Annotated in this window: 24 protein-coding genes; 13 read left to right on the top strand and 11 right to left on the bottom strand. The window is 56.0% G+C overall.

What is annotated here, in order from left to right; genetic code table 11:
- Positions 1-56: 56 nt before the first annotated feature.
- On the bottom strand, positions 57-752 hold the full coding sequence (locus M2422_RS18560) for a response regulator (protein WP_075202213.1): 696 nt from the start codon (positions 750-752) through the stop codon (positions 57-59).
- Positions 736-2,376 carry a sensor histidine kinase gene (locus M2422_RS18565; protein WP_064673493.1) on the bottom strand — a complete coding sequence of 547 codons (1,641 nt, stop codon included), beginning with the start codon at positions 2,374-2,376 and terminating at the stop codon, positions 736-738. Before M2422_RS18565 ends, M2422_RS18560 begins: the two co-directional genes overlap by 17 nt.
- 176 nt (positions 2,377-2,552) lie before the next feature.
- On the opposite strand from M2422_RS18565, the gene yjdI reads away from it, so the two are divergent.
- Positions 2,553-2,783 (top strand): 4Fe-4S mono-cluster protein YjdI, encoded by a 231-nt coding sequence (yjdI, locus tag M2422_RS18570; RefSeq protein WP_008499689.1) that lies wholly within the window; start codon positions 2,553-2,555, stop codon positions 2,781-2,783.
- A 10-nt stretch (positions 2,784-2,793) separates the two neighbouring features.
- A complete protein-coding gene (locus M2422_RS18575; protein WP_008499687.1) occupies positions 2,794-3,066 on the top strand; it encodes a GNAT family N-acetyltransferase in 273 nt (90 codons plus the stop codon).
- A 27-nt stretch (positions 3,067-3,093) separates the two neighbouring features.
- Here M2422_RS18575 and M2422_RS18580 read toward each other — a convergent pair whose 3' ends face one another.
- Positions 3,094-3,705, bottom strand: a complete 612-nt coding sequence (locus M2422_RS18580) for a LysE family translocator (RefSeq protein WP_064673494.1) — start codon at positions 3,703-3,705, stop codon at positions 3,094-3,096.
- 115 nt (positions 3,706-3,820) lie between these two features.
- On the opposite strand from M2422_RS18580, the gene M2422_RS18585 reads away from it, so the two are divergent.
- Entirely contained in the window at positions 3,821-4,291 is a 471-nt protein-coding gene (locus M2422_RS18585; RefSeq protein WP_064673495.1) for an Lrp/AsnC family transcriptional regulator, read from the top strand.
- Between the two features lie 37 nt (positions 4,292-4,328).
- Here M2422_RS18585 and M2422_RS18590 read toward each other — a convergent pair whose 3' ends face one another.
- The gene (locus M2422_RS18590) at positions 4,329-5,558 is read right to left on the bottom strand and encodes an amino acid permease (protein WP_064673496.1); all 1,230 of its coding nucleotides are present in this window, start codon (positions 5,556-5,558) and stop codon (positions 4,329-4,331) included.
- Positions 5,559-5,677: 119 nt separating this feature from the next.
- The gene (locus M2422_RS18595) at positions 5,678-6,139 is read right to left on the bottom strand and encodes a multidrug/biocide efflux PACE transporter (RefSeq protein WP_032660189.1); all 462 of its coding nucleotides are present in this window, start codon (positions 6,137-6,139) and stop codon (positions 5,678-5,680) included.
- Positions 6,140-6,244: 105 nt separating this feature from the next.
- Between M2422_RS18595 and M2422_RS18600 the strand changes: the two genes are divergently transcribed.
- The 6 genes from M2422_RS18600 (at position 6,245) to M2422_RS18625 (ending at position 12,832) form a co-directional block, all read left to right on the top strand.
- Positions 6,245-7,111, top strand: coding sequence for a LysR family transcriptional regulator (locus M2422_RS18600; protein WP_047650217.1), 867 nt, complete (start codon positions 6,245-6,247; stop codon positions 7,109-7,111).
- A gap of 93 nt (positions 7,112-7,204) precedes the next feature.
- Entirely contained in the window at positions 7,205-8,383 is a 1,179-nt protein-coding gene (locus M2422_RS18605; protein WP_038417283.1) for an acetyl-CoA C-acetyltransferase, read from the top strand.
- Positions 8,384-8,618: 235 nt separating this feature from the next.
- Positions 8,619-9,455: a 5-dehydro-4-deoxy-D-glucuronate isomerase gene (kduI, locus tag M2422_RS18610; protein ID WP_064673497.1), complete on the top strand. Its 837-nt coding sequence runs from the start codon at positions 8,619-8,621 to the stop codon at positions 9,453-9,455.
- A gap of 63 nt (positions 9,456-9,518) precedes the next feature.
- Positions 9,519-10,280 (top strand): 2-dehydro-3-deoxy-D-gluconate 5-dehydrogenase KduD, encoded by a 762-nt coding sequence (kduD, locus tag M2422_RS18615; RefSeq protein ID WP_064673498.1) that lies wholly within the window; start codon positions 9,519-9,521, stop codon positions 10,278-10,280.
- A gap of 312 nt (positions 10,281-10,592) precedes the next feature.
- Complete coding sequence (locus tag M2422_RS18620; RefSeq protein WP_259141861.1) at positions 10,593-12,008, top strand: sugar porter family MFS transporter; 1,416 nt, start codon at positions 10,593-10,595, stop codon at positions 12,006-12,008.
- Positions 12,009-12,139: 131 nt separating this feature from the next.
- Entirely contained in the window at positions 12,140-12,832 is a 693-nt protein-coding gene (locus tag M2422_RS18625; RefSeq protein ID WP_064673499.1) for an aspartate/glutamate racemase, read from the top strand.
- On the opposite strand, the gene M2422_RS18630 is transcribed toward M2422_RS18625, so the two are convergent.
- A complete protein-coding gene (locus M2422_RS18630; protein WP_064673500.1) occupies positions 12,827-13,753 on the bottom strand; it encodes a LysR family transcriptional regulator in 927 nt (308 codons plus the stop codon). The two genes, M2422_RS18625 and M2422_RS18630, sit on opposite strands and share 6 nt — an antisense overlap.
- Before the next feature lie 121 nt (positions 13,754-13,874).
- Between M2422_RS18630 and lysA the strand changes: the two genes are divergently transcribed.
- Positions 13,875-15,137 (top strand): diaminopimelate decarboxylase, encoded by a 1,263-nt coding sequence (gene lysA, locus M2422_RS18635; RefSeq protein WP_063144689.1) that lies wholly within the window; start codon positions 13,875-13,877, stop codon positions 15,135-15,137.
- Here the strand turns inward: lysA and M2422_RS18640 are convergent.
- Complete coding sequence (locus M2422_RS18640) at positions 15,107-16,144, bottom strand: LacI family DNA-binding transcriptional regulator (RefSeq protein WP_033146449.1); 1,038 nt, start codon at positions 16,142-16,144, stop codon at positions 15,107-15,109. The two genes, lysA and M2422_RS18640, sit on opposite strands and share 31 nt — an antisense overlap.
- Positions 16,145-16,373: 229 nt before the next feature.
- On the opposite strand from M2422_RS18640, the gene M2422_RS18645 reads away from it, so the two are divergent.
- Complete coding sequence (locus tag M2422_RS18645) at positions 16,374-16,850, top strand: GNAT family N-acetyltransferase (protein WP_064673566.1); 477 nt, start codon at positions 16,374-16,376, stop codon at positions 16,848-16,850.
- Here the strand turns inward: M2422_RS18645 and galR are convergent.
- Positions 16,811-17,827, bottom strand: a complete 1,017-nt coding sequence (gene galR / locus M2422_RS18650; RefSeq protein ID WP_023309052.1) for an HTH-type transcriptional regulator GalR — start codon at positions 17,825-17,827, stop codon at positions 16,811-16,813. The two genes, M2422_RS18645 and galR, sit on opposite strands and share 40 nt — an antisense overlap.
- 623 nt (positions 17,828-18,450) lie before the next feature.
- On the opposite strand from galR, the gene aas reads away from it, so the two are divergent.
- On the top strand, positions 18,451-20,610 hold the full coding sequence (aas, locus tag M2422_RS18655; RefSeq protein WP_048979860.1) for a bifunctional acyl-ACP--phospholipid O-acyltransferase/long-chain-fatty-acid--ACP ligase: 2,160 nt from the start codon (positions 18,451-18,453) through the stop codon (positions 20,608-20,610).
- Complete coding sequence (gene lplT, locus M2422_RS18660) at positions 20,603-21,796, top strand: lysophospholipid transporter LplT (RefSeq protein WP_259141868.1); 1,194 nt, start codon at positions 20,603-20,605, stop codon at positions 21,794-21,796. The genes aas and lplT overlap by 8 nt, the downstream gene beginning before the upstream one ends.
- Positions 21,797-21,889: 93 nt before the next feature.
- Here the strand turns inward: lplT and M2422_RS18665 are convergent, their stop codons facing one another.
- The 3 genes from M2422_RS18665 to mutH all read right to left on the bottom strand — a co-directional run bounded on the left by M2422_RS18665 (position 21,890) and on the right by mutH (position 24,101).
- On the bottom strand, positions 21,890-22,930 hold the full coding sequence (locus M2422_RS18665; protein WP_023309049.1) for an NADP(H)-dependent aldo-keto reductase: 1,041 nt from the start codon (positions 22,928-22,930) through the stop codon (positions 21,890-21,892).
- Between the two features lie 131 nt (positions 22,931-23,061).
- Positions 23,062-23,280 (bottom strand): YgdI/YgdR family lipoprotein, encoded by a 219-nt coding sequence (locus M2422_RS18670; RefSeq protein ID WP_008499668.1) that lies wholly within the window; start codon positions 23,278-23,280, stop codon positions 23,062-23,064.
- Between the two features lie 128 nt (positions 23,281-23,408).
- Positions 23,409-24,101, bottom strand: coding sequence for a DNA mismatch repair endonuclease MutH (mutH, locus tag M2422_RS18675; protein ID WP_033146444.1), 693 nt, complete (start codon positions 24,099-24,101; stop codon positions 23,409-23,411).
- Positions 24,102-24,328: the final 227 nt, after the last annotated feature.

Here is a 24,328-nt window from a genome sequence, read left to right on the forward strand (position 1 = left end):
GTTTCAGCAATTAACACCATAAAATCCGCGAACGTTAGCCTGTGAACGATTCTGGATTACGGTTTATCGGGCGCTTTGCGGTATAACCTTCGCGGATGACCTATATTGCCATACAGCATTTCGACGCTGATTAACCCGCTCTCCACGCAGTATTCAAGGTAGCGACGCCCCGTGGTTTTGCTGATCCCCACGTTTTCCACCACCTCTTCAACCGACATCGCGGTATCGGGATGCTCGGCGAACAGGTTTTTAATCCGTTCCAGCGTCTGGGGTTCAATGCCCTTCGTCGACGGCGTAATGGAGGCTTCCGCGGCGGGAAGATTAAACAGGCGATCCAGCGCATGCTGGTCGACCACCTTCACCTGCTGCACGGTGTGGATGAAACGCATAAACCGTTCCAGCGAGGCGTGCAGGCGCTGGAAAAAGACAGGCTTAATCAGGTAGTCAAACGCGCCGCTGCGCATGGCGTGGCTGCAGGTCTGCATATCGCTGGCGGCGGTGATGAAAATCACCGAGCATTCGTAGCTTTTCAGAAGGGGATTATCAATTAACTCCACGCCTTTACCGTCCGGGAGATAGTTGTCCAGCAGGATCAGCCGCGGCTGGTGCTGACGAATCAGGCTGCATGCCTGCTCAATCGACGCGGCGATGCCCACCACGCGCAGATGGAAATTCTGCTCGATATACTCGCGATGCAGCTCCGCCAGGTGCGGCTCATCTTCAACTATCACAACGTCAAGTGGTCGGGTCATGCTGTTGCCCATTCGGAATAAACACAGAAAAAATAGTGCCCTGCGGCGTGTTGTCGGCAATCTCAATGCTGCCGCCGGCCTTGTCGATATATCCTGTCACCAGGAACAGGCCAATACCGTGCTCGGTACCCACAATGTCGTTTTCGCTGTCCGGCTTGCTGCTGAATCCCTGGCGGAAAATGTGCGGCTTCAACGCATCGTCCACCCCGCAGCCCCGGTCAGCCACCTCGATCAGCAGCTCCTGGTTACGGTCAGAAATGTAGAGTTCTACCGGCGCGTGGACCGGCGCGTTGAGTGTCGCCTCCACGGCGTTGTCCAGCAGGTTACCAATAATGGACATCAGCTCCGTTTCACTCAGCGCTGCAGGCATCCGGGTGAGCTGGCAGGCGGGGTCAAACAGCAGCTCGATGCCTTTTTCGCGCGCGCTGACGTATTTTCCGAGCAGCAGCCCGCACAGCGCCGGGGAGACAAAATGGGCTGAGACAAAGTCCAGCACGCGCTGCGCGCCTTCTGACTGCACCTGAATGTAACGGATCGCCTCGTCATAGTGTTTCATCTGTAGTAGCCCGACGAGAGTGGCGGTCCAGTTCAGCTGTTCGTGGCGCATAATGCGCAGGTTATCCGCATAGCGTTTGATCTGACTGAGCTGGCTGCTGAGCGTGTTGATGTCATTTTTGTCGCGAAAGCTGTATACCCAACCGCTTTCAACGCCCGGTTCGACCTCAATGGCTACCCGGTTGACGATCACCTCGCGCTGGTTCAGCACCGCAATCTGGTCGTGGCTGCCAGCGCTCACCGAGGCGTAGCGCTGGGATAAAAAGCCCGGCGCCGTCTGCAGAATGTCTTCCAGCGGTTTCCCGATAAGTTCTTTCTCACTTTGCCGAATATCCAGCATTTCGCGTGCCGCGCGGTTAATTAAAATCAGCTGCTTCTCGCCATTAACGGCAAATACCCCTTCGTACATGGCTTCTAATAGCGCGCGCTGCTGCAAAACCAGCTGAGCGATATCTTTCGGCTCCAGCCGGAACATCTGTTTTTTTAAATTGCGGGTAAACAGCCAGGAGAAAATAAACAGCAGGAGCAGAAGCGCAGCGCCGTATAGCCCGGACTGCCAGAGAATGCGGGCGTTAATATTGGCAATATACGAGGTCAGATAGCCGACCGAGACAATACCAATTACCTGATGCTGCGCGTTGAAGATGGGCGCTTTGCTGCGTAGCGACACGCCAATTCCGCCCTGACGCACGGAAATAATGGTTTTGCCCTTTAACACCTCCGCATTATCGCCGCCGATCATCGGTAAATTAATACGCTCCGGCGATTCCGAATGATAAAGGTGCTGCTCCTCGGTATCGCCAATCACAATGTAGCTGGCATCGCTTTCGGCGCGCAGCGGCTGAATTAACCGGGCTATTCCCGGAATATCTCTGGCCGCTACCATTGTCGCCAGACCCGGCATCAGCGCGATCTGGCTGGCCTGAACCCGGGCGCGCTGGCCGAGATCGTGATGGAGCTGTCGGTCAATAAAATGGAACAGGATTGTTCCCAGCAGAACTAACAGCAGGCAGGAGAAGCACACCAGCGCTAAAAACAGCTTTACCTGAAAAGAGAGTCTGCGTTTCATTCAACCTGCGGAAGTTATGTAAAAGTGACATTTGCCGAGCCTGACATGGGCCAATAGCGGACGCAATCTGGCGAGAAAAGAGTTGTGACCTGGCTTTTCGTTTTCGGCGTTATAGCCATCAGGATCCCGTAAGGCTATGCTTCATTCAGCACGATAATAATTACAGAGGCAATGTCATGGATAAAGAACTACTGGATGCGGGTTACCGGGCCTATACCGGCGAGAAAATTGACGTTTACTTCAATACCGGGATCTGCAAACACTCAGGTAACTGCGTGCGTGGGAGCGCAAAGCTGTTTAATCTGAAACGTAAGCCGTGGATCATTCCCGATGAAGTGGACGTTGAAACGGTTGTACGCGTGATTGATACCTGCCCGAGCGGTGCGCTGAAGTATCGCCAAAAATAAGCGAGGAACCATGGATATTCTGGAAGGCCATAACAAGTTTTACGTCAATGATGCGAACGGCAACCAGGTCGCGGAGATCGTCTTTGTACCGACCGGCGAGCACCTGAGCATTATCGAGCACACCGACGTGGATGAGAGCCTGAAAGGGCAGGGCGTCGGTAAACAGCTGGTGGCGAAAGTGGTGGAGAAGATGCGCGGTGAGAACCGTAAAATTATCCCGCTGTGCCCGTTCGCGAAGCATGAGTTTGATAAAACGCGGGAATATGACGATATTCGGGCGTAATTAACACCGGCGATGGCCGGTGTTTTTTTATCTTACCTGCTCAAACAGCAATACCATTGCGATCAGCACCATTATCCCTCCTGACGCCATGCTCACCATACGCGCCGCCTGAGGCCGGGTCGCCAGTACCGCTTTCGAACCATACCCCACCAGCAGATAGACCAGCGTACAGGTGATAAGGTGCATCACGCCAAGCGCGGACATTTGCATCGCTAGCGACCAGCTTCCGGTCGGGTCGGTAAACTGCGGAAGCAGCGCCAGGAAAAGCAAAAAGACTTTCGGGTTAAGGCCGCTAATGCAGAGCCCTTTCACCGCCCACTGTCTCCAGTTTCCCGCATGGTGGGTGGCCTTTTCCGGTGCGGCCGGGTGACGCAACAGCCCGATGCCAAGCCAGAGGAGATACACGGCCCCCGCAACGGTCAGCCCGGTTAACGCCAGCGGATGCTGAGCAATCACTACGCCCACGCCAGCCACCACAATCAGCGTAGCTAACAGATGCCCGGACATTAACCCCATCACCGCCGGTACCACGCGTCGCCCGTTAATCCCGGCGCTAATGGCGTAGGCCCAGTCGGCGCCCGGCGTCATGATGAGCAGAAAAGAAACCACCCAAAAGCCGGCCACAATACTCATTTCCATCGTTCTGAAAACTCCCGCAGTGCGTCAAACGTTGAGAAAAAGAATATCGCTAACCCTGCGAAATAGGCTTTCAATGTTATGCTCATAACACCGTGAAAATGAGAAAATCTTCCACATGGATAGCATCGATCGAAAAATTCTTGCTGAGCTACAGTCTGATGGCCGTTTATCCCTGACCGAGCTGGCAGAAAGAGTGAATCTGAGCCTCTCGCCGTGCCATCGTCGCGTGCGGGCGCTGGAGCAAAGCGGGGCCATAACGGGATACCGTGCCAGCCTCGACCCCGCCAAAATGGGGTTCAACTTCCTGGCGATAGTGTTTGCGACGCTGAAGGAGGGTGACAGAAAGGCGGTTAGCGCGTTTGAAGCGGCGGTTGAGGAAATCCCGCAGATCGTGCTGGCACAGCGTCTGTTTGGCGATCCCGATTATCTGATGCACGTCGTGACCCGCGACCTGTCCGCTTTCCAGAAACTCTACGACGAGAAGCTCTCCGCCATGCCCGGCGTGCAGCACCTTCGCTCTACGCTTGTCATGAAAACGGTCGTGCAGGACAGACCTTTTCCGCTGGAATCAGCAGGGCGAGCCTGAGAGGCATGCCCGGCAGAACGCCGGGCATGCAGGGCGTTTAGCCGACAAACATCACCGACACGCACAGCACGCCGACGATCAGCGTCAGCAGGTTGCCAATGGAGCGGTACTGTTTCAGTGACGGGATCAGAAACGTCGACAGCGTCGGCATGATAAACAGGATCATGGCGATAAGCGGGCCGCTGATGGCGTAAATCATCGAAATGGCGTTCGGGTTAATGCAGCAGACGGCAAAGGTGATTAACGACACCCCCATAATGGAAATCGCGCGGTTAAAGGCGCGGCTCTTTTTCACGCCCACCTGATTGAGCGACGACTTCACGATCTCCGTCGCCCCTTCAATCACCCCAAAATAGGTGCCGAGGAACGATTTCGACATCGCAATAATCGCCACGATAATCCCGGAAATGCCCAGCCACGCCGGAGAAGAAGGCATCATCGACAGCGCGGACAGGATCGTTACCCCTTGCTCTTTGGCGGCCACAATGTACGACGGCGGAATTGAGAGCAGGCAGCTGAAGACAAAAAACAGCACGCTCAGGCAGATGATCAGGTACGCCACCTTCATGATTTTCTTACATTTATCCATGGCGCCGTCGGCAAACTTCTCGCGACGGTCAACGGCAAACGTTGAGATAATCGGGGTATGGCTGAAAGCAAACACCATCACCGGAATCGAAATCCATACCTGATGCAGCGTATGGCGATCGACGGCCATCTGGCTGGTCAACAGCGAGGGTTGCCAGCTTCCGGTCAGATAGAGCGAGACAAACAGGAAATAGGCAATCAGCGGAAACACCAGGAAGCCCATCACTTTTATCGTGATATGGCGCCCCATCAGGAAGATCAGATTCAGAACCAGCACCACGCCCAGGCTGACCAGAACGCGAACGGCGGTATCCACCGTCAGGTGTTTCGCCAGCTGCTCCGTGAGCGAGTTGGTGATGGCCACCGCATAAATCTGCACCACCACAAAGAAGGCGATGAAATAGAGCGTGGTGATCAGGTTGCCAATCTTCCTGCCGTAATAGTGCGAGACGGCGCCGGTGATCCCTTCGTTGCCTTTTGTTTTCGACGACAGGATAAATTGCGCCAGCGCCCGGTGCGGCCAGTAGGTTAAGGGATAGGCCACGAGGGCGGTAATAAACAGGACGATAGCGCCTGCGGAGCCCAGCTGAATGGGCAAGAACAGCGTTCCTGCGCCCACGGCCGTGCCATAGAGAGCGAAACTCCATAGAGTCTCATCTTTTGACCAAATTTTCGACATTAGAGCAACGTATCAACTATCAAACCATCGGAATGGCGTGCAATTTACCATAGTTATGCCTGAAGAGCGCAGTTGCTTCGACGGAGTTTGGCCGGAACGGGCGTCCGGCCAGAGGCGGTTTAGCCTGCCAGGGCTCGCCGTTGCTGGCGACGCTTAAGAAATTTCTCGCGCAGGCAATCGTATGCCCAGTTATAGAACATGGTGTAGGGCAGGAAGAACAGGAAGAAACCTATTTCCAGCGTGAATGCCTGAAGCAGGGTAACGCCCAGCACGGCGGCGACAATCGACACACCAATCACAATAAACCCGCATTCGAACCCCAGCGCATGCAGCGCACGTACTTTTGCGGTACGTTTGACGCGCTGAACGGGCCAGAAACGGTCGAAGCCGAAGTTATAAAGAATGTTCCAGAGCATGGCGGTAGTGGCCAGGATAATGGTCAACCCCCCCATCTCCACCACGGAACGCTGCATCAGCCACGCCGCCGTAGGGGCGAGGATCGCCGTAGCAATCCCTTCGAAACAGACAGCATGAAAGATCCGCTCCGGCAGCTTACGTTGGAGTGCATCCTGATGTTGCATAGTCATAGACCTCATTAATTCGCCGGTATGGGCGTTGATGCAGCCTATTTTTATCGCTAAAGCTGATATATTAAAGATGGTATCCATCGCTAAAGTAGATAGGTTATGCGCTATTCACCCGAAGCCCTTAAGGCGTTTGTCGAGACCGTTGCGGCGGGCTCTTTTTCTGCTGCCGCACGCCGGCTGCGTAAAAGCCAGTCGACGATCAGCACGTCGATTGCCAATCTTGAAGCCGATCTCGGTTTCGAGCTGTTTGACCGCTCGGCGCGCCAGCCGGTGTTAACGGTCCAGGGAGAACAGGTGCTGGGTTACGTGCAGGCGATCCTGGCCGCCAGCACGCGGCTGGATGAGCTGGCGGTGTCGCTAACGGCGCAAACGGAGGCGCGTCTGACGTTTGTCCTTTCCGATACCCTCAACCCGGACGTGCTGGAAGAGATGATGAAGCAGTTTGACGCGCGTTTTCCCCATACGGAATTCGAATGTCTGATTGGCGAGGAAGAAGACGTGATCGATCTGCTGCAAAAGGAGCGAGCGCAGATTGGCCTGACGGAAGCGCGCGACAGTTACCCTACGGATATTGGCGTCACCCGCCTGCCGATGCAGACCCGCATGGCGATCTATGTCGCGACCACGCATCCGCTGGCCGGACAACATGACGTTCAGCATGACGAGCTGCACGGCTGGCGAGAGCTGCGGCTCAGCACCTATCTTGAGCGCGAGGCTGAGATCGCGCGCGGGCCCGTCTGGTCAGCCCCGAATTACCTGTTACTCTTGAGTATGGCGGTACAGGGATTTGGCTGGTGCGTGCTGCCGTGCGCGCTGGTGGATGAATTTGCCGCCGCGAAATCCCTGGTACAGCTCAATGTTCCCGGCTGGCCGCGGGCGATCGGCATCGATCTGCTGTGGAATAAACGATCCCCTCCCGGCGTTGCCGGCAGCTGGCTGCGGCAGTATCTGCAGGATGCGCGCTGATCCTTGTGATTAAACTCACTATTTTTAAACAATTAAGATAATTGCCAGTAACAATCCTCTACTATCGTCATGTCATTTAACACAGAGGTCGTGATGAAAGATGTCGTAATAGTGGGTGCGTTGCGTACAGCTATCGGCTGTTTTCAGGGAGCGCTCGCGCGTCACTCGGCGGTTGACCTGGGCAGCGTGGTGGTAAAAGCGCTGGTGGAACGCAGCGGGATCGCAGCACATGAAGTTGATGAGGTGATCCTGGGACAGGTTCTCACGGCCGGTGCCGGGCAAAACCCTGCGCGTCAGGCGGCGCTGAAGGGCGGGCTGCCCAATACCGTTTCGGCCATCACCATCAACGACGTCTGTGGTTCAGGATTAAAAGCGCTGCATCTCGCGACGCAAGCCATTCAGTGTGGTGAAGCGGACGTGATCATAGCGGGCGGGCAGGAGAATATGAGCCGCGCGCCGCACGTGTTGACCGACAGCCGGACCGGCGCACAGCTTGGCAACAGTCAGCTGCTCGACAGCCTGGTGCATGACGGGCTTTGGGATGCGTTCAATGACTATCATATGGGCGTGACGGCGGAAAACCTGGCGCGCGAGTACGGCATCAGCCGTGAGGTGCAGGATGCCTATGCGCTAAGCTCGCAGCAAAAAGCGCGTGCGGCAATTGATTCCGGTCGCTTTCGCGACGAGATTGTCCCGGTCAGCACGCAGCGTCAGAGCGGCGAGCGTATCCTCGTGGATACCGATGAACAGCCGCGCACTGACGCCAGCGCAGAAGGCCTGGCGAGGCTGAATCCCGCGTTTGAAATGCAGGGCTCGGTGACGGCGGGAAATGCCTCTTCCATTAACGACGGCGCTGCCGCCGTTATGATGATGAGCGAAAGCAAAGCCCTTGAACTCGATCTTCCGGTCCTGGCCCGCATCAAGGCGTTCGCCAGCGTAGGGGTTGATCCTGCGTTGATGGGGATCGCTCCGGTCTACGCGACCCGCCGCTGCCTGGAGCGCGCGGGGTGGCAGCTTTCGGATGTGGATCTGATCGAGGTGAACGAAGCCTATGCCGCGCAGGCTATCTCCGTCGGAAAAATGCTGGAGTGGGATCCCCTGCGGGTCAACGTTAACGGTGGCGCGATCGCGCTGGGCCATCCTATCGGTGCGTCCGGCTGCCGGATCCTGGTTTCGCTGGTCCACGAAATGAAAAAGCGCAATGCCCGCAAAGGGATTGCCACACTCTGTATAGGCGGCGGGCAAGGGGTGGCGCTGGCCATCGAACGCTAACCTCTTCTCATTAAAAATGACCTCCTCCGGGAGGTTTTTTTTCGCGTTTTTTTTCTCCCGGCGGTTGAATTGTGATCCGAACATCATTTTCGCTATAAGCAAAAATAAAAATGAAACGTTGTTTTAAATATAATTGAAAAGCCCGCTTTATGCCGATAGTATGTGCTCATTATGAAAAACGGAACGCTGTTTCGTTTATTTCCGCCTTCGGGCATGATCACATCTGGAGGTTACCGTGGACGTCAGAGAAAGCATCCACAGTGCGCACGCCAAAACGCTGGATACTCACGGGCTGCGCAATGCATTTTTAGTCGAGCAGGTATTCGAGGCCGACAGGTACACCATGGTTTACAGCCATATCGACCGCATCATTGTGGGCGGGATTCTGCCCGTCACGAAAAGCGTCTCCGTGGGCGGTGAGGTCGGTAAACTGCTGGGCGTGAGCTACTTCCTCGAGCGTCGCGAGCTGGGGGTGATTAACATCGGCGGGCCGGGCACCATCACCGTAGACGGAAAATGCTATGAGATTGGCCATCGCGAGGCATTGTATGTGGGTAAAGGGGCGAAAGACGTGGTCTTTGCCAGCATCGACGGCAGCAGGCCTGCGAAGTTTTACTACAACTGCGCGCCGGCTCACTCCACCTACCCAACCAAAAAAGTGACCACCGCAGACGTCGCACCCGTGACGCTGGGTGACAACCTCACCAGCAACCGCCGCACCATCAATAAATACTTCGTGCCGGACGTGCTGGAGACCTGCCAGCTCAGCATGGGATTGACCGAGCTGGCACCGGGCAACCTGTGGAACACCATGCCGTGCCATACCCACGAGCGCCGCATGGAAGTCTACTTCTACTTCAACATGGATGAGGACGCCTGCGTATTCCACATGATGGGACAGCCGCAGGAAACGCGCCATATCGTGATGCATAACGAGCAGGCGGTGATTTCACCGAGCTGGTCCATTCACTCCGGCGTAGGGACGAAAGCCTACACCTTTATCTGGGGAATGGTGGGGGAAAACCAGGTCTTTGATGATATGGACCACGTTGCGGTCAGCGATCTGCGCTAGTCGCGGGCGGTGAAGCATAAACCTGCCTGTGAGTGACAGGCTCTGAAAGAGTAAGGAATAAACATGATTCTGGATGCATTCTCTCTGCAGGGGAAAGTGGCTGTGGTTTCCGGGTGTGACACCGGGCTGGGTCAGGGAATGGCGTTAGGCCTGGCGGAAGCGGGCTGCGATATCGTCGGAATTAATATCGTTGAACCGACTGAGACCATCGAACGCGTGACGGCCCTGGGCCGCCGTTTCCTGAGCCTGACCGCTGACCTGCGTAAAATCGATGCCATTCCTGAACTGCTGGACCGCGCGGTGGCTGAATTCGGTCATATCGACATTCTGGTGAACAACGCCGGGCTGATCCGCCGCGAAGACGCGATCGGCTTCAGCGAGCGCGACTGGGATGACGTGATGGATTTGAACATCAAGAGCGTATTTTTCATGTCCCAGGCGGCGGCGAAGCATTTTATTGCCCAGGGGAAAGGCGGCAAGATCATTAACATTGCCTCTATGCTCTCGTTCCAGGGCGGCATCCGCGTGCCGTCTTACACCGCGTCCAAAAGCGCCGTAATGGGCGTGACCCGCCTGCTGGCAAACGAATGGGCGAAACATAACATCAACGTGAATGCGATTGCGCCGGGCTACATGGCGACCAACAACACGCAGCAGCTGCGTGCTGACGAAGAGCGCAGCGCGGCGATCCTGGAGCGTATCCCTGCGGGACGCTGGGGTCTGCCGAGCGATCTGATGGGGCCGATTGTCTTCCTGGCCTCCTCCGCATCGGATTACATCAACGGTTACACCGTGGCTGTAGACGGCGGCTGGCTGGCGCGTTAATTCCACCTGTACTAAGAACCTCTGCCTGTGGGCGGAGGTTTTTTTGAGCAATAATTGGCTTAGTCCATATCGATAAAGATGAAAAATCCATACTAAAAAATCGAAAATGACGGCAATCACACTTTTATTGCTTAAATATTAACTGATTAGTAAAAATACGTGATTATTCGCCACCAGTTGAAATTGTAATGTCCATCACAGAACCGTATGCCGTAGCGGAATAATCCATAACTTCGCGATTTCCTGCCTGACACTTTTCCTCGCTTTCTCGTAATTTCAGTTAACGAATTTTGCTGTTGAGGCAGGAAAAATATGACATCGATAAATGACTCTATCCTAATGCCCGCTGCGCTGCGTGATACTCGCCGCATGAACCAGTTTGTCTCCATTGCCGCCGCCGTGGCGGGCCTGTTATTTGGACTGGATATCGGCGTCATTGCCGGCGCACTACCGTTTATTACCGATCACTTTACCCTCAGCAGTCGCCTGCAGGAGTGGGTGGTGAGCAGCATGATGCTCGGCGCGGCCATCGGCGCGCTGTTCAACGGCTGGCTGTCGTTCCGCCTGGGGCGCAAATACAGCCTGATGGTCGGGGCGATTCTGTTCGTTGCCGGCTCCATTGGCTCGGCGTTTGCCGCAAATGTTGAAATCCTCCTGCTCTCCCGCGTGCTGCTGGGCGTGGCGGTGGGGATTGCCTCCTACACCGCGCCGCTTTATCTCTCCGAAATGGCAAGCGAAAACGTGCGCGGCAAGATGATCAGCATGTATCAGCTGATGGTCACGCTGGGTATTGTGCTGGCGTTCCTGTCTGACACCTACTTCAGCTACAGCGGCAACTGGCGCGCGATGCTGGGCGTGCTGGCCTTACCGGCGCTGGTGCTGATCGTCCTGGTGATTTTCCTGCCAAACAGCCCGCGCTGGCTGGCGCAAAAAGGGCGTCACGTGGAGGCAGAAGAGGTTCTGCGCATGCTGCGCGATACCTCGGAAAAAGCGCGCGAAGAGCTGAATGAAATCCGCGAAAGCCTGAAGCTAAAGCAGGGCGGCTGGGCGCTGTTTAAGATCAACCGCAACGTGCGCCGCGCGGTCTTCCTCGGCATGTTGCTGCAGGCAATGCAGCAGTTCACCGGCATGAACATCATCATGTATTACGCGCCGCGCATTTTCAAAATGGCCGGATTCACCACCACGGAACAGCAGATGATTGCAACCCTGGTGGTCGGGCTGACCTTCATGTTCGCCACCTTTATTGCGGTATTCACCGTGGACAAAGCCGGGCGTAAACCGGCGCTGAAAATTGGCTTCAGCGTGATGGCGCTCGGTACGCTGATTCTGGGCTACTGCCTGATGCAGTTTGATAACGGCACGGCCTCAAGCGGGCTTTCCTGGCTTTCTGTCGGTATGACCATGATGTGTATCGCAGGTTACGCGATGAGCGCCGCGCCGGTGGTGTGGATCCTGTGCTCCGAAATTCAGCCGCTCAAATGCCGTGACTTTGGAATCACCTGTTCCACGACCACCAACTGGGTGTCGAACATGATCATCGGCGCGACGTTCCTGACGCTGCTGGACGCGATTGGCGCAGCGGGAACGTTCTGGCTCTACACGGTGCTGAACGTAGCGTTTATTGGCGTTACGTTCTGGCTGATCCCGGAAACCAAAGGCGTGACGCTGGAACATATCGAGCGCAAGCTGATGGCAGGAGAGAAACTGCGAAACATCGGCGTGTGATTGTTTTGCATGTTTACGTATCCCAACGTATGCAGGAGCTAACCAATATTTGTTTTAAAAGGCGCTGAATACAGCGCCTTTTTTTATGTACTTCGGTTGTGTTAAAAAAGAAACAAAGAAAAGGAGGGATGATGAAAACGATCGGCCTGTTAGGTGGAATGAGCTGGGAATCGACAATCCCTTATTACCGCCTGATTAATGAAGGGGTAAAGCAGCGTCTGGGTGGTCTGCACTCCGCAAGCCTGCTGCTGCACAGTGTTGATTTCCATGAAATTGAAGCCTGCCAGTCGAGCGGGGAGTGGGATAAAGCCGGAGAGATCCTGGCCCAGGCGGCGCTGGGACTGGAGCGTGCCGGCGCCGAGGGTATCGTGCTTTGTACCAATACCATGCACAAAGTGGCGTCGCATATTGAGGACCGCTGCTCGCTGCCGTTTCTGCATATCGCGGATGCGACCGGTCGTGCGATTGCCGCATCCGTTATGCGCCGCGTAGCGCTTTTGGGCACACGCTACACCATGGAACAGGATTTTTATCGCGGGCGTTTGCACAGTGAATTTGGGATCGAGAGCCTTATCCCGGATGAAGACGATCGGGCGCGCATCAATCAGATTATCTTTGACGAGCTCTGCCTTGGCACCTTCAGCGAATCTTCCCGGGCGTATTACGTCAGCGTGATTGAAAAGCTGGCGCAGCAGGGGGCAGAAGGGGTGATCTTCGGCTGCACCGAGATTGGCCTGCTGGTGCCGGCCGAGCGAAGCCCCGTCCCGGTATTTGATACCACCGCCATTCACGCGGCAGATGCCGTGGCGTTTATGCTGTCATGAGGGGTTTTGCAGGTCAGGTAAACGAAGCGCCACCTGACGCGCGTGCTCCATTAAGTGTTCGGTGAAAGCGTCCACCAGCGCGGAAGCCGGACGGTGCAGCGGGCGGATCAGGCTCACGGTGAACGGGACGGACACGCTAAAGCGGCGGATGACGATCCCGCTTCCGGCATAGTCCAGCGCCGTGAGCGGATTCACCACCGCGACGCCGACGCCCGCCCGCACCATCGCGCAAATCGAAGCCGCGCTGTGCGTTTCCACCACCATTCGCCGTTTGACCTGATGCTCGGCAAACAGCGTATCCAGCAGCTGTCTGTAACTGTCTGTCTGCGAAAGGCTAATGTAGTTTTCCCCGTGGAAATCCTCCGGTGTGAGCACCGCCTTACCGGCAAGCCGATGTCCGGCGGGCAGAACGCACACTTCATCTAACGAGATCAGCTCCGTGCGTGCCGTTCCCGCTGGCGTGGAAAGGGTTTCGGTTAAGCCTAAATCATGGCGCTGGGCCGAAAGCCACTCTTCAAGCAGGGGGGATTCCTGAGGAACGATAGTGAGGCTGACCTCCGGGTATCGGGCCAGAAAGGGCTGCAGCAGCATCGGCAAAAACGATTGTGAAAAGACGGGCAGGCAGACGATCGACAGCTCGCCCTGGCGAAACTCGCGCAGGCTTTCCGCAGCACTCACTATTCTGTCCAGTCCGTACCAGGAGCGCTGAACTTCCTCGAACAGGCGTAACCCCTGCACCGTAGGGTGAAGCCTGCCCCGGGTACGCTCGAACAGCTTCAGCCCCAGCACTTTCTCGAAGCGGGCCAGCTCGCGGCTCACCGTCGGCTGCGAGGTATGCAGCATCTGTGCGGCTTCGGTGAGATTGCCGGTGGTCATCACGGCGTGAAAAATCTCGATGTGGCGTAAATTGACGGCGGGCATAGGGCACCTGAAAGCAGATAACTGTCCATATCATTTTTGCATAGACTCGCGATAAAACGATATTTTTTATTCTCTTTGCGCTGTGGCGTAATCATCAAAACGCATTTACCCGGAGAAGACCATGCCACGCCCGCTGAACCAGACTGATACCGATTTGAACGCCGACAACCTGCTGCGCCTGCCTGCCGAGTTTGGCTGCCCGGTGTGGGTCTACGACGCGCAGATCGTTCGCGAGAAGATCGCCGCCCTGCATCAGTTTGACGTGGTGCGTTTTGCCCAGAAGGCGTGCTCCAATATTCATATTCTGCGCCTGATGCGTGAGCAGGGCGTGAAGGTCGACTCCGTCTCGCTTGGCGAAATCGAGCGCGCGCTGGCGGCCGGATTCGATCCGAAAGCCGACGGCGACGCGATCGTCTTCACCGCCGATGTGATCGACGATGCGACGCTTGCGCGCGTCCACGAACTGCAGATCCCGGTGAATGCCGGTTCTGTAGATATGCTGGAGCAGCTGGGCCAGGTTTCTCCCGGCCATCGCGTCTGGCTGCGCGTGAATCCAGGCTTTGGTCATGGTCACAGCCAAAAAACCAATACCGGCGGTGAAAACAGCAAGCACGGGATCTGGTATGCCGATATGCCTGCCGCGCTGGAGGTATTACAGCGCTACGGCCTGAAGCTGGTGGGGATTCATATGCACATTGGCTCTGGCGTGGATTATGGCCACCTGGAGCAGGTGTGCGGCGCGATGGTGCGCCAGGTTGTCGACTTCGGTCAGGATCTGGAGGCGATCTCAGCCGGTGGCGGCCTCTCCATTCCTTATCGCGAAGGCGAAGAGGCGATCGATACCGATCACTATTACGGTCTGTGGAGCGCCGCGCGTGACCAAATCGCCGCGCATCTTGGTCACGCGGTGAAGCTGGAAATTGAGCCGGGTCGTTTCCTGGTGGCGGAAGCCGGCGTGCTGGTTTCGCAGGTGCGCAGCGTCAAAGAGATGGGGTCTCGCCACTTCGTCTTGATTGACGCAGGCTTTAACGATCTGATGCGTCCGTCCATGTACGGCAGCTATCACCACATTACCGCCCTGGCTGCCGACGGCCGTGATTTAACGCAGGCGCCGCGCGTTGAGACGGTCGTTGCGGGCCCGCTGTGCGAATCGGGTGACGTGTTTACCCAGCAGGAAGGTGGCAAAGTGGAGACTCGCGCGCTGCCAGAGGTAAAACCGGGTGATTATCTTGTGCTGCATGATACCGGTGCCTACGGGGCGTCGATGTCATCTAACTACAACAGCCGCCCGCTGCTGCCGGAAGTGCTGTTTGATAACGGCAAAGCTCGGCTGATCCGTCGTCGCCAGACCATTCAGGAACTGCTGGCTTTAGAACTCATCTGATGAAAGTACGGCCCCGTTGTAACCGAATCGCGTAACACCAGCGTGCCGGTAAACGGCGGGATAGCATCGACCGGCTGGTTTTTTGCCAGCCGGATTGCCTGATCGATGGCCGTGACAATCATATTGTCGATGGGCAGATAAACCGATGAGAGCGCAGGCTCCAGCCATTTCGCGCTTGGGGCATCGTCAAAGCCGAACAGTGAAATATCCTGCGGAATTTTAAGCCCCGCCTGGTGTAACGCTTTGGACGCCCCCAGGGCCATATCGTCGTTACAGGCAAACAGGGCGCTAAACGGCACTCCGTCGGCAATCAACTCCTTGCACAGCTCGTATCCCCGCGTCATTCCCGCATCGCCGTACTTTATCCGACGCTCGTCCAGACGAATGCCGTGCTTTTCCAGCGCTTTACGGTAGCCCATCAGCCGCGCTTTCCCGGTTGGGGTATGGATCGGAACGGTGATACAGGCGATCTCCCGATGGCCCTGGGCGATCAGGTAATCCACGGCCTTAAATGCGGCATCCTGCTGTTCGAAAAACACGCAGCGATCCGGCGCCTGGCTCACTTCACGGTTAATGACCACCAGCGGCGTTTTCACGGTGTTCATCAGTTTGACGATCGCTTTTTCGCTCATGTAGCGCGTGTAAAGCACGATGGCATCGCACTGGCGATCGGCCAGCATCTGCACCGCCTGTTCTTCCTGTTCCGGCGCGTCGTGACCGTCGGTGACGATCAGCTGTTTCCCGTGAGTTTCCGTCTGCCGCGACGCCTGCTGGAGAAGACGACCAAAGTAAAAGCCGTCGAAGGTCGAGACGACCAGGCCAATGCTGTTGCTGGTCTGGTTAGCCAGCGAACGCGCGAGGAAGTTCGGGCGATATCCCAGCTCTTCCATCGCAGCAAAGACCTGCTGACGCGTACTCTCTTTAACCTGACCTGTGCCGTTCAGCACGCGCGAGACGGTAGCCTTCGACACGCCCGCACGCAGTGAGACATCCAGCATTGTTGCCATTCTACATTCCTGCTTCCACGTAATGATTTGCAGTTTAACACAGACCTCACGGCGTATAAGCGATGCGGGAAGCGCAAAACTTCTGCCACGATCACGCTTTTTGGTCACGATTCGTCTGGCCTGCGTGAAGTAAAACTAAATAGTCTGACTCTGGTAAAATAATCGCCGAACCGAACTGGGGCGACAGGCCAGCAAATACATGAGAAAACGCAGGTGAAACGTGAAAAACATAGCCATCCTCCCGCTTTACCAGGCACCGCACTATGCGGAGCAGGTCACCGACTGGCTCTGGCAGGCCTTTGGCGAAGGGCTTTCTCGGGAATTTTTCCACAGCATTATTGAGCACAGCCAGACGCCGGGAGCATTACCGCTGACCTTTATCGCCGTAGAAGACGAACAGCTTGTTGGTACGGTAGGGCTCTGGCGCTGCGATTTGATCACCCGTCAGGATCTCTTTCCGTGGCTGGCGGCGCTCTACGTTGACGACGCGGCGCGAGGCAAGGGGCTGGCAGGAAAGCTACAGCAGCACGTTATTACCTGGGCCGCGCAAGCGGGATATGAAGAACTGCACCTCTGGTCTGCCTGCCGCGACTTCTACGAACGTTACGGCTGGCAGTATATCGGTGATGGGCTGGAATACCCCAACACGCGGGTTCACCTCTATCGCTATTCGCTCTGCGCTTCCGCAGGTGAAGCAACGGAGTGACGGCGAACCAGCGTCGGGCTAAACAGATGCGTGATATCCGGCGGCTGGCGCTGTTCAGCCAGCGCTAGCGCCAGCTCGGCGGCCTGCGTTGCCATGGTGATTATCGGGTAGCGCACGGTGGTCAGACGCGGGCGCACGTAGCGAGAGACCAGCACGTCATCGAAGCCAATCAGCGAAATTTCTGCCGGTACCTCAATCCCGTTGTCATTCAGCACCCCCATTGCCCCTGCGGCCATCGAGTCGTTATAGCTGGCAACCGCCGTGAAATTCCGCCCGCGACCGAGCAGTTCGGTCATGGCCTGTTCACCACCGCTCTCATCTGGTTCACCGTAGGCCACCAGACGGTCATTACACGGCAGGCCGTTTTCGCGCAGGGCGTCGTAGTAGCCCTGCAGGCGGTCTTCCGCATCAGAAATCGGGTGATTGGAACAGAGATAGCCAATCCGGGTATGGCCCTGTTGAATCAGATGACGGGTCGCAAGCCAGGCGCCGTAGCGGTCGTCTAGGGCCACACAGCGTTTTTCAAACCCGGGAATAATGCGGTTGATGATCACCATTCCGGGCATCTGCTTCATCAGGTGAATCAGCTCGGCATCCGGGATCATTTTGGCGTGAACCACCAGCGCGGCGCAGCGGTGGCGGATCAGCTGCTCGATGGCCTGGCGTTCTTTTTGCTCATTATGATAGCCGTTGCCGATCAGCAAAAAATTGCCCGTCTGATAAGAGACCTGTTCAACCGCTTTCACCATGGCACCGAAAAAGGGGTCGGAAACATCACCCACTACCAGCCCAATGGTTTCGGTGGACTGCTGGGCGAGCGCGCGGGCATTGGCATTGGGATGATAATTCAAGGATTCCATGGCGGTTTGTACCGCCTGGCGCGATGCGTCACTGGCTTTTGGGGAGTCGTTAATCACACGAGAGACGGTTGCCACCGACACACCTGCCAGACGGGCCACATCCTTTATTGTCGCCATTCATTACCTTCTTATTGGGGGTAAGCGTTTACACACCAAATAGTGTTGCGGAAAAGCGGCGCGCATTCAAGGGGAGCGGATTTCCGCGCTCCACAAACGTGACGCAGGACAACCCTGGTAGTGTAATCGTTACACGCGCATTCATGTCTGAAGAATGTCAATCTGAACCTTTGGTTACACTTTGCGTCAGGCTGTTGCGATTGGCCGATGGCGAGGGCGTTAAAGAGATTGATACAGTCAAAGTCCCAGAGGTATTGATAGGTGCAATCAACTCCGGTTGATTAACACGCTTTACACCAACCTGCGTTTTTACGCAGGTTTTTTTTGCCTGATAGTTCAATCTGTAACAGCAACAGAGAATATTCACACCTGGTTGCACTTAGGCTCATTCCCTTGCGTTTTCCTGCTGGCGAAGCGCAGGACGAACGGCCACAATCAAGATCCCAGAGGTATTGATTGGTGAGAATTCTTAGTACGGTTTCGTACTCATCTCTTGCACCAACCTGCGCGGATGCGCAGGTTTTTTTTCGCCTCCACTTTTGCTGTCGCTCCCGTATCACTTCTCGTGTAATCTGCCACCATTTACTATCAACCCTCCACACTGGCTGGCAAAGGGAGTTGAGATGCTATTTGGGTTCTTCCGTACACTGTTCCGTATTCTTTTTCGCATCCGCGTCACTGGCGATGCCCAGGCGCTTCGCGGTGAACGCGTTCTTATCACACCAAATCATGTTTCCTTTATAGACGGCATTCTGCTGGCGCTATTTTTACCCGTGCGCCCGGTGTTTGCGGTCTATACCTCTATCAGCCAGCAGTGGTACATGCGCTGGCTCACGCCGCTGATTGATTTTGTGCCGCTCGACCCGACAAAGCCGATGATGATTAAGCATCTGGTGCGTCTGGTTGAGCAGGGGCGTCCGGTGGTTATTTTTCCGGAAGGGCGTATTTCAGTGACCGGTTCGCTGATGAAAATTTACGACGGCGCGGGGTTTGTTGCCGCGAAATCAAAAGCGACCGTGGTGCCGCTGCGCATTGAAGGCGCAGAACTGACCCATTTCAGCCGCCTGAAGGGGCTGGTGAAGCAGCGTCTGTTCCCAAAAATCACGCTGCATATTCTGCCGCCCACGTCGTTACCGATGCCGGACGCGCCGCGTGCCCGCGATCGCCGTAAAATCGCCGGGGAAATGCTGCATCAGATTATGATGGAAGCGCGCATGGCCGTGCGCCCGCGCGAAACGCTGTACGAATCTCTGCTTTCCGCGCAGCACCGCTATGGCGCGAAGAAAAACTGCATCGAAGATATCAACTTTACCCCGGATACCTATCGCAAGCTGCTGACCAAGACCCTGTTTGTGGGCCGTATTCTGGAGAAGTACAGCAAGAAGGGCGAAAAGATTGGCCTGATGCTGCCTAACGCGGGCATCAGCGCGGCGGTGATTTTTGGTGCGGTTTCCCGGGGGCGCATCCCGGCAATGATGAACTACACGGCGGGGGTGAAAGGACTGACCAGCGCCATCACCGCTGCCCAGATTAATACCGTCTTTACTTCCCGTCAGTTCCTGGACAAAGGCAAGCTCTGGCATCTTCCCGAGCAGCTCACCCAGGTGCGCTGGGTCTTCCTGGAGGATCTGAAAGCGGACGTAACCACCGGCGACAAGCTGTGGATTTTTGCTCACCTGATGATGCCGCGTCTGGCGCAGGTCAAACAGCAGCCGGAAGATGACGCGATTATCCTCTTCACGTCGGGTTCGGAGGGCAACCCGAAAGGCGTCGTCCACAGCCACAAGAGCATTCTGGCGAACGTTGAGCAGATCAAAAGCATTGCCGACTTTACCGCGAATGACCGTTTTATGTCGGCGCTGCCGCTGTTCCACTCCTTTGGCCTGACGGTGGGGCTGTTTACGCCGCTGCTGACCGGCGCAGAAGTGTTCCTCTACCCAAGTCCGCTGCATTATCGCATTGTGCCGGAGCTGGTGTATGACCGTAACTGTACCGTCCTGTTCGGCACATCAACGTTCCTGGGCAACTATGCGCGTTTTGCTAATCCGTACGATTTCTATCGCGTGCGGTATGTGGTGGCCGGTGCGGAAAAACTGCAGGAGAGCACGCGTCAGATCTGGCAGGACAAGTTTGGCCTGCGCATTCTCGAAGGCTATGGCGTTACCGAGTGTGCTCCCGTGGTCTCGATTAACGTACCGATGGCGGCGAAACCGGGCACGGTGGGCCGAATTCTGCCGGGGATGGACGCGCGTCTGCTGGCCGTGCCGGGCATTGAAGACGGTGGCCGTCTGCAGCTGAAAGGGCCAAACGTGATGAACGGTTATCTGCGCGTGGAAAACCCAGGCGTGCTTGAGGTGCCGACGGCTGAAAACGTCAACGGCGAGGTTGAAACCGGCTGGTACGACACCGGTGATATTGTCCGTTTTGATGAACAAGGCTTTGTACAGATTCAGGGACGCGCGAAGCGCTTCGCCAAAATCGCCGGTGAAATGGTCTCGCTGGAAATGGTTGAGCAACTGGCGACGGCCGTCTCCGCGGATAAGATGCATGCGACGGTAGTGAAGAGCGATGCCAGCAAAGGCGAGGCGCTGGTGCTGTTTACGACCGACGCTGAGCTTAAGCGCGACAGGTTACTAAGCTATGCGCGTGAACACGGTATTCCTGAACTGGCGGTGCCGCGCGATATTCGCTACCTGAAGCAGCTCCCGGTGCTGGGTAGCGGGAAGCCCGATTTCGTGACCCTGAAAGGCATGGTTGAAGAGGCGGAACAGCAAAATGCGTGAGTCAGTACACACTAACACATCACTCAGGTCGAAAGGCATGATGGCCGTTATCGCCGCACAGTTTCTCTCTGCGTTCGGTGATAACGCGCTGCTGTTTGCCACGCTGGCGCTGCTGAAGGCCGAGTTTTACCCCGACTGGAGCCAGCCGATCCTGCAGATGGTGTTTGTGGGCGCTTACATTATCTTTGCTCCGTTCGTCGGGCAGGTGGCGGACAGTTTCCCGAAAGGCCGGGTGATGATGTTTGCCAACGGCCTCAAGCTGCTGGGTGCCGCCAGCATTTGCTTTGGCTTCAACCCGTTTATTGGCTACACGCTGGTGGGCATCGGCGCTGCCGCCTACTCCCCGGCGAAGTATGGCATTCTCGGAGAGCTGACCACGGGCGATAAGCTGGTGAAAGCCAACGGCCTGATGGAGTCGTCAACCATTGCCGCAATCCTGCTCGGATCCGTCGCGGGCGGCGTACTGGCCGACTGGCATGTCCTGGCGGCACTGGGCATCTGCGCGGTGGTGTATGGCGGGGCGGTTGTGGCGAACCTGTTTATTCCCAAACTGCCGGTGGCTCGCCCGGGGCAATCCTGGCGCTTTAAACCGATGACCGGCAGTTTCTTTACCGCCTGTCGCGTGCTGTGGCGTAACGGTGAAACGCGTTTCTCACTGATGGGGACCAGCATGTTCTGGGGCGCGGGCGTCACGCTGCGCTTCCTGCTGGTGCTGTGGGTGCCGGTGGCGCTGGGGATTACCGACAACGCGACGCCGACCTATCTTAACGCGATGGTGGCCATCGGCATTGTGGTGGGGGCCGGCGCGGCGGCGAAGCTGGTGACGCTCGAGACGGTAGCACGCTGCATGCCTGCAGGGATCCTGATTGGCGTCGTAGTGCTTATTTTCTCGCTGCAGCATGCATTATTGCCTGCGTATGTCCTCCTGAACCTGATTGGTATTCTGGGCGGTTTCTTCGTGGTGCCGCTGAACGCGTTACTGCAGGAACGTGGTAAGCAGACCGTCGGGGCGGGGAACGCCATTGCGGTACAAAACCTGGGTGAAAACCTGGCGATGCTGTTAATGCTGGGGCTCTACTCGCTGGCGGTAAAAGTGGGTGTGCCGGTGGTGGGGATTGGCGTCGGGTTTGGCGGGCTGTTTGCGCTGGCGATTGCGGGTTTGTGGATCTGGCAGCGTCGGCGTTGATAAGTGCGGCCTGATGCCCTCACCCCGGCCCTCTCACACAGGGAGAGGGAGCAAACCCTAAAAACGGCAACCTGCGTTGCCGTTTTGCTTTTATTACGGCGCAGGATACGTATAAACCTGATGCACCGCTTCAATCTCCGCTAACACCTCTTCACTCAGGTTCAGATGGAAACTCTCAATATTGGTTTTCAACTGTTCCATCGTTGTCGCGCCCAGCAGGGTACTGGCAACAAACGGCTGACGACGCACGAAGGCCAGCGCCATCTGTGCAGGGTCAAGACCGTGACGCTTTGCGATATCCACATAGGCTGCAACGGCTTTCTGCGTCTGCTCGCCGCTGTAGCGGGTAAAGCGGCTAAAGAGGGTATTTCTCGCCCCGGCCGGTTTCGCGCCGTTCAGGTATTTCCCCGTCAGCGTGCCAAAGCCGAGACAGGAATAGGCGAGCAGTTCCACTTCTTCATATTGCGTCACTTCGGCCAGACCCACTTCATAGCTACGGTTAAGCAGACTGTACGGGTTCTGGATGGTGACGATACGCGGCAGATCGTGTTTATCCGCCAGATGCAGATAGCGCATTACGCCAAAGGCCGTTTCGTTAGAGACGCCAATGTAGCGGATTTTTCCCGCGCGCTGGCACTCGGTCAGCGCTTCCAGCGTTTCCAGCAGCGTTACGGCGGGGGCGCTCTCATTCCAGCTGTAGCCGAGCTTACCAAAGCAGTTGGTTGGCCGCTGCGGCCAGTGCACCTGATACAGGTCGAGATAGTCGGTTTGCAGGCGCTTCAGGCTGGCGTCCAGTGCGGCGCGGATATTTTTGCGATCGAGGATCTGATTCGGGCGGATCCCGGTATCGTTGTTGCGCGCGGGACCACTGACTTTTGATGCAATCACCAGCTTTTCACGGTTGCCGCGTTTTGCCAGCCAGTTACCGACGTAGGTTTCGGTAAGTCCCTGCGTTTCCGGACGTGGCGGAACAGGGTACATCTCTGCAACATCAATCAGGTTAATCCCCTGGCTGACGGCGTAATCGAGTTGTGCATGGGCATCGGCTTCGCTGTTTTGTTCACCAAATGTCATCGTGCCCAACCCCAGTTGGCTTATTTCCAGAGCGCTGTGGGGGATACGGTGATAATGCATAGCCGGCTTCCTCAGTAGACTTATAGACCGCGTCAGGGCGTGCCCGACAAAGGAATATAAACATGGCAGAGGGGAAGCAAAAGGGGAAGAAAAAAATCAAAAAGGCCAGCAAGCTACTGACCTTTATCTGTTTATCGCTCGATAATTTGCGATACTTCGTCGCGATTGATCTGCATTTTATTGCCTTCCTGGTCACGGTAGCTGACCAGACCGGTATCATCGTCGACTTCGGGTTTACCGTCGGTCAGGATCATTCGACCATCTTTTGTCGCCATGACGTAATCGCTGCTACAGCCCGATACGGCAAACGCTAAACCGACTGCTGAAACTAACACTGCCCATTTTTTCATCGTTATCGTCCTCATCTGGCGCGTATCAAATCATAATCTAGTATTAACCCGATATGGCGACTTGAGGAAGCGGTAAAATCTTAAAAAGCAGTCGATTATGTTTGAGAGCTCGCAAAATAAGTAAAAAACTATGTTTTTAACAGGAAATGACGGGCAAGGAGTGCGCCGGTGAAATTCTTTTTGAGATAAAAACCGCGCGGTAACGTCAGTATCGGCTCACCTTTCGCGCCGATTGCCTCGGTAAGTGCTTTGCTGTTGGCCGCTTTCGGGCGCAATTGTAAAACTTCTCCGTGTCGGGCGGTGATGCGCTCTACCTGGCCAAGCACAATCATGTCCATCAGCTCCTCCCAGTCCAGACGCAGCTGTTGCTCCTCATCGTCGTTCGGGCTCCAGAGCAGCGGCGCGCCAACGCGACGGTCAGCCAGGGGGATCTGACGTTCACCTTCGACCGGTACCCACAACACGCGCTTCAGCTTGTGGCGAACGTGGCTGGTTTCCCACGTTACGCCGGTGTTGCCGGTTAATGGCGCAACGCAGACGAAGGTGGTCTCAAGGGGCTTGCCCTGGCTGTCTATAGGGATGGTTTTTAACTCCACGCCAAGCGCTGCAAAATCCTGCTCGGGTTTGCTTCCTGCGCTGGCACCCAGCCACAGCTCAAGCAGCATGCCGATCCAGCCTTTATCCCGTTTCAGATCCTTCGGGATCTGAAGCCCTGCCATTGCCGCCAGCTCGCCAAGCGAAAAGCCTGCAAGACGCCGTGCCTGCTGTAGCAACTGACCTTCGCTGGATGGCGGTGAGAGCAAGGGTGTAAGCGGATGCATAAAGGTAACCTTTTGATTAAAAAATAAACTAAGAAATTGTCCCCTATGGATAGAGTTTAACTATTTCTGTACCAATATTCCATGTCTATGATTTATAGGTTTTTTTATTGGTTTAAAATCGTTTTGCCAGACTCAGAAAACCGGTTGTTCAAATCTGGTCACTGACAATGAACAGGATCTTACACCATGTTATCCACAGAAAAATGGGATAACTGGGCATAACCCTG

Source organism: Enterobacter sp. SLBN-59, from assembly GCF_024807915.1.
GTDB lineage: Bacteria > Pseudomonadota > Gammaproteobacteria > Enterobacterales > Enterobacteriaceae > Enterobacter > Enterobacter asburiae_B.

Excerpts from the sequence above, each read along its gene's own strand:
- M2422_RS18560 (WP_075202213.1), bottom strand. The coding sequence starts at position 752 with ATGACCCGACCACTTGACGTTGTGATAGTTGAAGATGAGCCGCACCTG.
- M2422_RS18565 (WP_064673493.1), bottom strand. The coding sequence starts at position 2,376 with ATGAAACGCAGACTCTCTTTTCAGGTAAAGCTGTTTTTAGCGCTGGTG.
- yjdI (WP_008499689.1), top strand. The coding sequence starts at position 2,553 with ATGGATAAAGAACTACTGGATGCGGGTTACCGGGCCTATACCGGCGAG.
- M2422_RS18575 (WP_008499687.1), top strand. The coding sequence starts at position 2,794 with ATGGATATTCTGGAAGGCCATAACAAGTTTTACGTCAATGATGCGAAC.
- M2422_RS18580 (WP_064673494.1), bottom strand. The coding sequence starts at position 3,705 with ATGGAAATGAGTATTGTGGCCGGCTTTTGGGTGGTTTCTTTTCTGCTC.
- M2422_RS18585 (WP_064673495.1), top strand. The coding sequence starts at position 3,821 with ATGGATAGCATCGATCGAAAAATTCTTGCTGAGCTACAGTCTGATGGC.
- M2422_RS18590 (WP_064673496.1), bottom strand. The coding sequence starts at position 5,558 with ATGTCGAAAATTTGGTCAAAAGATGAGACTCTATGGAGTTTCGCTCTC.
- M2422_RS18595 (WP_032660189.1), bottom strand. The coding sequence starts at position 6,139 with ATGCAACATCAGGATGCACTCCAACGTAAGCTGCCGGAGCGGATCTTT.
- M2422_RS18600 (WP_047650217.1), top strand. The coding sequence starts at position 6,245 with ATGCGCTATTCACCCGAAGCCCTTAAGGCGTTTGTCGAGACCGTTGCG.
- M2422_RS18605 (WP_038417283.1), top strand. The coding sequence starts at position 7,205 with ATGAAAGATGTCGTAATAGTGGGTGCGTTGCGTACAGCTATCGGCTGT.
- kduD (WP_064673498.1), top strand. The coding sequence starts at position 9,519 with ATGATTCTGGATGCATTCTCTCTGCAGGGGAAAGTGGCTGTGGTTTCC.
- M2422_RS18620 (WP_259141861.1), top strand. The coding sequence starts at position 10,593 with ATGACATCGATAAATGACTCTATCCTAATGCCCGCTGCGCTGCGTGAT.
- M2422_RS18625 (WP_064673499.1), top strand. The coding sequence starts at position 12,140 with ATGAAAACGATCGGCCTGTTAGGTGGAATGAGCTGGGAATCGACAATC.
- M2422_RS18630 (WP_064673500.1), bottom strand. The coding sequence starts at position 13,753 with ATGCCCGCCGTCAATTTACGCCACATCGAGATTTTTCACGCCGTGATG.
- lysA (WP_063144689.1), top strand. The coding sequence starts at position 13,875 with ATGCCACGCCCGCTGAACCAGACTGATACCGATTTGAACGCCGACAAC.
- M2422_RS18640 (WP_033146449.1), bottom strand. The coding sequence starts at position 16,144 with ATGGCAACAATGCTGGATGTCTCACTGCGTGCGGGCGTGTCGAAGGCT.
- galR (WP_023309052.1), bottom strand. The coding sequence starts at position 17,827 with ATGGCGACAATAAAGGATGTGGCCCGTCTGGCAGGTGTGTCGGTGGCA.
- aas (WP_048979860.1), top strand. The coding sequence starts at position 18,451 with ATGCTATTTGGGTTCTTCCGTACACTGTTCCGTATTCTTTTTCGCATC.
- lplT (WP_259141868.1), top strand. The coding sequence starts at position 20,603 with ATGCGTGAGTCAGTACACACTAACACATCACTCAGGTCGAAAGGCATG.
- M2422_RS18665 (WP_023309049.1), bottom strand. The coding sequence starts at position 22,930 with ATGCATTATCACCGTATCCCCCACAGCGCTCTGGAAATAAGCCAACTG.
- M2422_RS18670 (WP_008499668.1), bottom strand. The coding sequence starts at position 23,280 with ATGAAAAAATGGGCAGTGTTAGTTTCAGCAGTCGGTTTAGCGTTTGCC.
- mutH (WP_033146444.1), bottom strand. The coding sequence starts at position 24,101 with ATGCATCCGCTTACACCCTTGCTCTCACCGCCATCCAGCGAAGGTCAG.